The 8,802-nt window shown below is 71.6% G+C and carries 5 protein-coding genes and 2 pseudogenes; 3 read left to right on the plus strand and 4 right to left on the minus strand.

Annotated elements, in window-relative coordinates; all coding sequences use genetic code 11:
* Nucleotides 1-1,090: 1,090 nt before the first annotated feature.
* Entirely contained in the window at nucleotides 1,091-1,639 is a 549-nt protein-coding gene (locus SSBG_RS13160) for a MarR family winged helix-turn-helix transcriptional regulator (RefSeq protein WP_008746631.1), read from the minus strand.
* A gap of 122 nt (nucleotides 1,640-1,761) precedes the next feature.
* On the opposite strand from SSBG_RS13160, the gene SSBG_RS13165 reads away from it, so the two are divergent.
* Nucleotides 1,762-3,108, plus strand: a complete 1,347-nt coding sequence (locus SSBG_RS13165) for an MFS transporter (protein ID WP_037869670.1) — start codon at nucleotides 1,762-1,764, stop codon at nucleotides 3,106-3,108.
* Between the two features lie 68 nt (nucleotides 3,109-3,176).
* On the opposite strand, the gene SSBG_RS13170 is transcribed toward SSBG_RS13165, so the two are convergent.
* The 3 genes and pseudogenes from SSBG_RS13170 to SSBG_RS34630 form a co-directional block, all read right to left on the minus strand.
* Complete coding sequence (locus SSBG_RS13170) at nucleotides 3,177-4,862, minus strand: ATP-binding SpoIIE family protein phosphatase (protein ID WP_037871415.1); 1,686 nt, start codon at nucleotides 4,860-4,862, stop codon at nucleotides 3,177-3,179.
* Between the two features lie 397 nt (nucleotides 4,863-5,259).
* Complete coding sequence (locus SSBG_RS34625) at nucleotides 5,260-5,475, minus strand: hypothetical protein (RefSeq protein ID WP_234010788.1); 216 nt, start codon at nucleotides 5,473-5,475, stop codon at nucleotides 5,260-5,262.
* A 359-nt stretch (nucleotides 5,476-5,834) separates the two neighbouring features.
* Nucleotides 5,835-6,593, minus strand: a pseudogene (locus SSBG_RS34630) (FAD-dependent oxidoreductase); the annotation flags it as partial.
* Between the two features lie 454 nt (nucleotides 6,594-7,047).
* Between SSBG_RS34630 and SSBG_RS13180 the strand changes: the two are divergent.
* Nucleotides 7,048-7,729: pseudogene (locus SSBG_RS13180) on the plus strand (TetR/AcrR family transcriptional regulator).
* 246 nt (nucleotides 7,730-7,975) lie between these two features.
* On the plus strand, nucleotides 7,976-8,802 hold an 827-nt coding region (locus tag SSBG_RS13185), incomplete at its 3' end, for an RNA polymerase sigma factor (RefSeq protein WP_037871417.1).

Below are 8,802 nucleotides of genomic sequence, written 5' to 3' on the forward strand. Positions count from 1 at the left end.
CCCGTCGTCGCCTTGGTGAGCCATTACCTCACCAACTAGCTGATAGGCCGCGGGCTCATCCTGCACCGCCGGAGCTTTCCACCACCCTGGATGCCCAAGATGGTAAGTATCCGGTATTAGACCCCGTTTCCAGGGCTTGTCCCAGAGTGCAGGGCAGATTGCCCACGTGTTACTCACCCGTTCGCCACTAATCCCCGCCCGAAAGCGGTTCATCGTTCGACTTGCATGTGTTAAGCACGCCGCCAGCGTTCGTCCTGAGCCAGGATCAAACTCTCCGTGAATGTTTTCCCGTAATCGGGAGACACCACGAGAGCGGAACCAGGGGAAGGAATAATCCCCCCGGTCCACAGCGTCCTCGCTGTGTTGTGTTTCAAAGGAACCTCAACCTCAAGCCACAAGAGGCTCTCGGTCGGGGTATCAACATATCTGGCGTTGACTTTTGGCACGCTGTTGAGTTCTCAAGGAACGGACGCTTCCTTCGTACTCACCCTCTCGGGCTTTCCTCCGGGCGTTTTCCCTTCGGTATTTCGTGTTCCCGACTCTATCAGACTCTCTCGGGCCCGATTTCCTCGGCGCTTTTCCGGTTCCCGGCCCGGCCTTTCGGCCTTTCCGTTTCCCTTCCGGCGTTTCCGACTCTAGCAGATCCTCGCGGTTCTGATTCCCCGTCGGTCGGGGTTGTCTTCCCGGCCGTTTCCGGTCCGTTCCGACGTCCTGAACAGTAGTGGATTCTCGTCCCGGCTCATAATCGAGCCGACCGGGAAAAGAATTCGGGCAGCACAAAGAAATGAGTAGCCCGAAGACTTTCCCATGCGGGAAGCCTTGCTGATCAAAGATGGAGTGTGCCGCTCGCGCGGCGAGATGGCTGCTACGAAGTTGTTACGGCTCCGTGGCAACTCGTGGAACCCTACGGACCCGATCAGCCGATGTCAAACGTGACCCCGACCACAGCCACAGCGTCGCTGTATTCCTCGTACCCCCGGTCGCGTCGGCCATGCCAGGCGAGACGAGAACCCGGGGCGGAGAAGAAGGTGAGGCAGCGGACCAGGCACGTCCTGACGGGAGTTGAGCAGTTCAGCGGGGGTCGAGCGGTTCAGTCGAGGTCGCTGAGCCGGCCGCCCGCGTCCGGCTGGGTCTCCTCGACCCGGCGGAGGAGACGGGTCAACATGCCACCGAGCATGTTGCGCTCGCCCGAGGAGAGGTCCTGGAGAAGGTCCTCTTCAAAGGCCGAGGCGAGGCTCATGGAGCGCAGCCACTTCTGCCGCCCCTCATCGGTCAGCTCCACGATGACCCGTACCCGGTTCTGTTCATCACGGTCCCTGGTGACCAGGCCCTCCGCGACCATCCGGTCGATGCGGTGGGTCATCGCCGCCGGTGTGAGACCGAGGCGCTTCGCCAGGTCGCCGGGACCGAGCTGGTAGGGCGGCCCCGACAGGACGAGGGCCTTCACGACCTCCCAGTCCGCGTTGCTCATGTTCAGCTGCGCGCTCTGCCGTCCGTAGGCGACGTTCATGCGGCGGTTGAGGCGGCCGAGCGCCGAGACGATCTGCTCCACCTGCGGGTCGAGATCGCTGTACTCGCGCTGGTACGCGGCGATCTGCTCTTCGAGTGTCGGCTCAGGGGGGCCGGTCGTATCGCCCATGGCGCCGAGTATCGCACGCCCCGGCTTGGCATTGAAGTCCTTGAGGATGTACTCTTCAACTCGAAACTTTAGCTTCGAAGTGTTGAGACCTAAGGCAGGTGAAAGTGACCAGGGCACTGAGCATGGCCATGCGGAGGATCCAGGTCGGCAGCGCGCTCAGCGCGTTCGGCATCGGGTTCACGGTTCCGTTCCTCTACGTCTACGTGGCGCAGACACGGGATCTCGGCTCAGGAGCGGCCGGGCTCGTCCTGGCCGTCTTCGCCGTCGCCGCGTTGGTCGTGCTTCCGTTCGTGGGACGTGCCATCGACCGGCGCGGGCCGCTTCCCGTCCTCGTCGTCGCCTCGCTGCTCTCGGCCGCCGGCGCGATGGCGCTCGGTCTCTCCACGAACGAGGTCTCGGCGCTGGCCTCGGCCGCGCTGCTCGGTGCCGGTACGGCCGTCACGGCTCCCGCCCTCGCGACGATGGTCGTGTGGTGCTCGACGCCGCAGACCCGGACGCGCTCCTTCGCGACGCAGTTCTTCCTCCAGAACCTGGGCCTCGGCATAGGCGGGCTCGTCGGCGGACAGCTCGTCGACGAGCACGACCCGTCCAGCTTCGTCCTGCTCTTCTCGATCGAAGCGGTCATGTTCCTCGTGCTCGCCGCGATCGCCGCGAGCACGCGCCTCCCGCACGCGGGTGGTCTCAGCGAGGACGTGCCCACCGGCGACGGTGACAAGCGGGGGATGCGCTCGCTGCTCAAGGACCGGGCGATGGTGCAGCTGTCCGTCCTCGGCTTCGTGATCTTCTTCGCCTGCTACGGGCAGTTCGATTCCGGGCTCGCGGCGTACGGCGTGGAGGCGGCCGGGGTCTCGGCCTCGACGCTCGGTGTCGCTCTCGCCGCGAACACCGCGGTGATCGTCGTGGCGCAGTTCGCCGTGCTGAGGCTCGTGGAGCGGCGGCGGCGCAGTCGCGTCATCGCGCTCGTGGGGCTCATCTGGGCCTTCGCCTGGGCCGTCGCGGGCTTCGCCGGGCTCGGGCACGGAAGTCAGGCGATGGCGACGGCCGCGTTCATCTCCACGTACGGGCTCTTCGGGCTCGGCGAGTCGATGCTCTCGCCGACGGTGGCTCCGCTCGTCGCCGACCTGGCGCCGGGGGGCATGGTCGGGCAGTACAACTCGGCGTTCGCGTTGGTCAAGCAGCTCGCGCTGGCGGTGGGCCCGGCGGTCGGGGGCCCGATGGCGGCTTCGCTGCACACCCCGTACATCCTGACCTTCCTGCTCTTCTCGCTGGTCATCACTGTGCTCGCGCTGCGGATCGGACCGCGGCTCACCGCGGCGCAGGACCGCCCCTACGGCGCGAAGTCGCGGGTCGTCGCGAAGAGCGCCGCCGCGGAAGGCGGGCTGATACCCGCCGCGGAGGCGGCTCCGCTCCCGCTGGACGCGCGGGAGTCCAGCACGACGGGTGAGAACCCGGCGCCCGCCGCGATCTGACCCGCGCCGGGACGAGGACCGGGCTCGGCCTGCCAGGGCGGGCCGCTTGCGGGCCTGGTCCCGGTGGCTCAGGAGCCGGCGGGCGGGCGCTTCGACGGGAGCGCGAACTCGCACCAGACGGCCTTGCCGCCGCCGGGGATGCGCCGGCACCCCCAGGCCGAGGAGACGTGGGCGACGATCGCGATGCCCCGCCCCGCCTCGTCGGCGGGCTCGGCGCGGCGCCGACGCGGGAGGTGGTCGTCGCCGTCGGTGACCTCCACGATGAGGCGGCGATCGGTGCGGCGCAGGCGCAGGCGCATGGGTGGGGCGCCGTGCTGGAGGGAGTTCGCGACGAGTTCGCTCGCGGCGAGCACGCCCATGTCGTGGAGCTCGGGCGGGCACCGCCAGCTGCTGAGCACCCCGGTGGCGAAGGCGCGGGCGCGGGGCGTGGCCTCGACGCCGCCGAGGAGTTCGAGGGTCGCGTTGCGGAAGAGGTCGGCGTCCGAGCCGTCGCGGGCCGGGTGCTCCACGACGAGGACCGCGACGTCGTCGTCGTGCGCGGCGGTGACGCCGAGGGCGCGGAGCAGGCGGTCGCAGATGACCTGGGGGGTGCCGCTCGCTCCGGCGAGGGCGTCGGCGAGGGCGGAGACTCCCTGGTCGATGTCCTGGTCGCGGCGCTCCACGAGACCGTCGGTGTAGAGCACGGCGGTGGAACCGGGGGTGAGGGGCACCGAGCCGGAGGCGTGCAGCCAGCCGCCGGTGCCGAGCGGGGGGCCGGTGGGTTCTTCCGCGCGGTGGATGACGCCGTTCTCGTCGCGGACGAGGATCGGGAGGTGCCCGGCGGAGGCGTAGACGAGGCTGCCCTCGTTGGGGTCGTGGACCGCGTAGACGCATGTGGCGATCTGGGTCGCGTCGATCTCGGCGGCGAGGCCGTCGAGGAGTTGCAGGACCTCGTGCGGGGGCAGGTCGAGGCGCGCGTAGGCGCGGACGGCGGTACGGAGCTGGCCCATGACGGCGGCGGCCCGTACGCCGCGGCCCATGACGTCGCCGATGACGAGGGCGGTGCGTCCGCCGCCGAGGGTGATCACGTCGTACCAGTCGCCACCGACCGCCGCTTCGGTGCCGCCGGGCTGGTAGGTGGCGGCGATGCGCAGGTCGTCGGGCTGTTCGAGTTCTTGTGGGAGCAGGGAGCGCTGGAGGGTGACGGCGGTCTCGCGCTGGCTGCGCTCGCTGGCCCGGAGGCGTTCGGCGGCCTCGGCGTGGTCCGTGACGTCGGTGGCGAAAACGAGGATGGCGGTGTCGGCGGGTTTGTCCGGGGCCTCGGCCGGTACGCGGACGGGAGCGCAGGTGAAGGTGTAGCTGCGGCCGTCCGGAGCCTTGCGGGACTTGACCGTGCGGGGGCGGCCCGAGCGGTGGACCTGGTCGAGCAGCGGAAGGAGGCCGAGTTCCGCGAGTTCGGGGAGTGCTTCGTGCGCCGGGGTGCCGTCGGCCTCGTCCGGGGGCGCGCCGAAGGCGGTGCGGTACGCCTCGTTGACGTGGAGGAGGCGGTGGTCGGGGCCGTGCAGGAGGGCGGTGAGGGCCGGGGCGTGCTCAAGGAGTTCGCGGGCGGGCAGCCGGTCGACGGTGGGGGCCGGCGATGCCGGTTCCGGGACGCTGTCGGCCGGGCTTTCGCCGTGCTCCCGCGCGCGGGCCGCGGGGACGGCGCCCCGGTCGGTCCGTGCGGCGGCGCGACGCTGCGTGCCGGGAAGCCGGGCGCTCCAGCGCGTGAAGTTCACCGAGTCTCGCCTCGTGGTGTCGGGGTCGTCGTGCATCGTGCGGGTGCGGTGGGCGGCGGCCGTCGCTCCGGGTGCGGGCGACGGTGCCGGTCCGGTGCGGGGCCGGTGGTGTCCGGAGCCTGTGAAGGTACCGAACACCGGAGAGGGTGGGCAGGGCACGGCGCGGGGTTCCGGACGGGTCGGGCCCCCTCCGTCACCCCTCAGACGGACGGCGCTCACCGGGAGTTCCGGTTCGGCGGGGTCGCCCGGCTTTCGGGTTGCGCGGGGCGCTCCCGGGGTGGTGTGTGTCCGTGCGTGCGCGGGGGTGGTGCGCTTGCGCCAGGGGCTTTCGGGCCGATCGCGGCTCGCGGGTGACCGGAGGGACGGGAACGGTTTCCGGTGCGGTGGCCGGCCGGGGTCAGGGCGGTTCGCGTGGTTCGGTGGCGGGTGCGCCGAGGGCGACGTCCTCGCGCGGGAAGAGCGCGGCGAGGGCCCATTCGGTGAGGACGCGGCCTCTGTGGCGGGCGGTGGGCAGACGGCTGAGGTGGTGGGCGCGCAGGAGGAGCGTGGCGGGGCGCCCGGTGAGGGTGCGGCCGTGGCGGCGCGCGAGGCCGTCGTGGGGGCCGAGCGCCACGTACAGCTCCTCGTTCTTCCCGTCGTACGGGCGTGTCGGTTCGCCGCGCAGGGTCGCGACGAGGTTGTCGGCCAGGGTTTCGGCCTGGTTGTGGGCGTGTTCGGCGTCCGGGGCGCAATCGGTGCCGGGGGTGGCGGGGACGGCGGCGGCGTCTCCGGCTGCCCAGAGGTGCGGGGTGCCGGGGACGGTGAGGTCGGGGGCGCAGCGCAGCCGGTTGTCCGGGGTGAGTGGAAGCGCGGGGGTGGTGAGGAGGGGGTGGGGTGGTGCGCCGGGGGCGCTGGTGGCGCTCGGCGCGAGTGGACGAGGGTACGGGTGGGGAGGGATTCGCCGTTGTCGAGTACGAGAAGGCCGGGACGGAACGTGCGCGGGGAGGCGCCGAGCCGCACTTCGACGCCCATGCGGCGCAGCGCGCGTGCGGCGTGGGTACCGATGTCCTCCGGCGTGTCGGGAAGCAGTCGTTCGCCGGGCTCGGCGAGGACCCAGCGCAGGTCCGTTGCGCACAGGCCCGGGTAGTGCGTGAGGGCGCGTTCGGCCATGGCGCGCAAGGCGGTGAGCGCGTCGAGACCCGCGCTGCCGCCGCCGTGGAAGACGAAACACAGCGCGGCCTCGCGCACGGCGGCGTCGCGGGTCGACGAGGCGAGGTCGAGTTGGGCGAGGACGTGCGAACGCAGGGCGAGCGCGTCGGCGAGGTCGTGGAGCGGGAGCGCGTGAGGCGGCGGGGGCACGCGGGGTCTGCCGGGGGCAAGAACGAGTTCGTCGTACGAAAGGGCCTCTTCGGGTCCAGCCGGTGTACGTATGTACACCGCCCGGCCGGGCAGGTCGAGGGAGGCGGCCTCGCCGAGGAGGAGCCGGGTCGTGGTGCGCAGGACGCGGCGGAGCGGGACGAGGACGTGGCGCGGGGAGAGGGTGCCCGCCGCCGCCGCGGCGAGCAGCGGCCGGTAGGTGAGGCTGGGCTCCGGCGTGACGAGGCTGACCTCGGCGCGGGGCGCCCCGGTGGCGCGCAGCAGGCGCTCCAGGCGCAGCGCGGTATAGGTGCCGCCATGACCTCCGCCGATCACGAGAATGCGCACGGGTTCCTTCACCACCCCATGAGGCAACGGCACTTCGGGTTTGTCCACAGGCCCCGCAATTCATATGACTGGCTATCAGATGCCTTATGGGAGACGTGAAGAGCTGGAAAAGTCAGTGTTCCCGCAGGTCGGCGCGGGTGGTACGGATGGGGTGGCCGGGAGTGCGGGACAAGAGGCCGAGGCGTGCCTGGCCCGGGGTGTTTTCTGTCCGGAACGGGACCCTTCTGAATTGCCCCGCACTCAACTATGTTCGTAAGTCGCCGGAGCGGCTTGGGCGCGCTCCCGGGGAAACGGACCGTTCCTCACGTTCCGGCCGCAGCTGAGGGGATTTCCGGGGGGGAGACCCCATGACCGGGGGAACAGCATGGAGATACGGGATGCGCAATGGCCGGCGGCACGGATCACTCCGGGGGCGGTGACGGCGGGCTCCGCGGCGGGTTTCCGGGGCGGGGCCCCGGCACCGCGCGGGGTACGGGCCGCCTCGCGGACCGCGTCGTTGCGCGTGGACGCGCAACGGAATCTGGAGCATGTGCTGCGCGCGGCGCGTGAGGTGTTCGGCGAGCTGGGCTACGGCGCGCCGATGGAGGACGTGGCCCGGCGCGCGCGGGTGGGCGTCGGGACGGTGTACAGGCGTTTCCCCAGCAAGGACGTCCTGGTGCGGCGGATCGCCGAGGAGGAGACGGCCCGGCTCACGGAGCAGGCCCGCTCGGCACTCGGTCAGGAGGACGAGCCCTGGTCGGCCCTCGCGCGGTTCCTGCGCATGTCGGTGGCCTCGGGCGCGGGACGGCTGCTGCCACCGCAGGTGCTGCGGATCGTTCCGGCCGGGGGAACGGGGGCGGGACTCGGCGCGGGTACGGCGCTGGGCGGCACGCCTGCTCCCGGGTGCCGGTGGTGCCACCGACGCGCAGCGGGTGCCGGCGCAACGCGGGGCGCTCGGGGACGGGGTCGGTACGACGCCCCTGGCCGAGGACTCCGGGGCTGCCGTACTGCTCGACGTCGTGGGCAGACTCGTCGAACGGGCCCGCAAGGCGGGTGAGTTGCGCGAGGACGTGACAGTCTCGGACATCCTCCTCGTGATCGCCACGGCGGCGCCCGCGCTGCCCGATCCGGACCAGCAGGCGGCGGCGTCGACCCGGCTGCTCGACATACTCCTCGAAGGGCTGCGCAGCCGCCCTCTGGAGTGAGGGCACCTCGCGCGGCCGCGCGGTGCGCCCCGGGGAGCGGTCGTACCGCCTCAGGGGTCACCGCGCCGCTTCGCACATTCATCCGTTCGAGTGAGGAACGGGACCCGATGCGAATCGGTGTTCGCGCAGTTCAGGGGCAGTACCGAGGGGCCGGGGGACGGCTCCTCACCCCTCCCGCCATGTCCCGGTCCGTGCGACTCTGTGTTCAAGTCCGGATCTTGGTGTCGGTACGGGGGCGTAGTCGCGGTGAGCAAGAAGGACCGGTCCGAGCCACGGACCGGTGCGGGGGACACGGGGAGCGGCACGGAGGGCGTCGGGAGCCCGGCGCGAGAGACCGTGCCCGGGCAGGGGCGCGGCGGGCGCGAGAGCGGCGGCGGTACGGATCGGGACGAGGCCCGGGCGTACGTGCCGCGCCAGGGCGGGCACCCGGCGGTCGGTGACGGCGACCTGCTGAACCGGGCGCGCGGCGGCGACGAGACGGCGTACGGGGAGCTGTACCGGCGGCACGCGGACGGGGTGCGGCGTTACGCCCGCACCTGCTGCCGCGACCGGGACACGGCCGAGGACCTGACGGCCGAGGTCTTCGCGCGCACGCTCGCCGCGCTCCGGCGCGGCGCGGGCCCCGAGTACGCGATGCGCGCCTACCTGCTGACGACGGTGCGGCGGGTTGCCGCCGACTGGACGAAGACGGCCAGGCGCGAGCAACTGGTGGACGATTTCGCGGTGTTCGCGACACAGGCCGCACGTGTCGGGGGCGCCGAAGAAGACACCGTCGACCTCGGCGCGGACGTACTGGCGATGCACGAGGCCGAGCAGTCGATGGCGGTGCGCGCCTTCCGCAGCCTGCCCGAGCGCTGGCAGGCGGTCCTTTGGCACACGGAGGTCGAGGACGAGTCGCCGAGCGAGGTCGCGGTACTCTTCGGGCTCGACGCGAACGGCACCCGGGTCCTGGCGAGCCGGGCGCGCGAGGGCCTCAAGCAGGCGTACCTCCAGGCGCATGTCAGCGCGACACGAACGGCGAGCGAGGGCTGCGCGGCCTACGCGGACCGCCTCGGTGCCTACGCGCGCGGGGG

Source organism: Streptomyces sp. SPB074 (genome assembly GCF_000154905.1).
Lineage (GTDB): Bacteria > Actinomycetota > Actinomycetes > Streptomycetales > Streptomycetaceae > Streptomyces.

Excerpts from the sequence above, each read along its gene's own strand:
- SSBG_RS13165 (WP_037869670.1), top strand. The coding sequence starts at position 1,762 with ATGGCCATGCGGAGGATCCAGGTCGGCAGCGCGCTCAGCGCGTTCGGC.
- SSBG_RS13160 (WP_008746631.1), bottom strand. The coding sequence starts at position 1,639 with ATGGGCGATACGACCGGCCCCCCTGAGCCGACACTCGAAGAGCAGATC.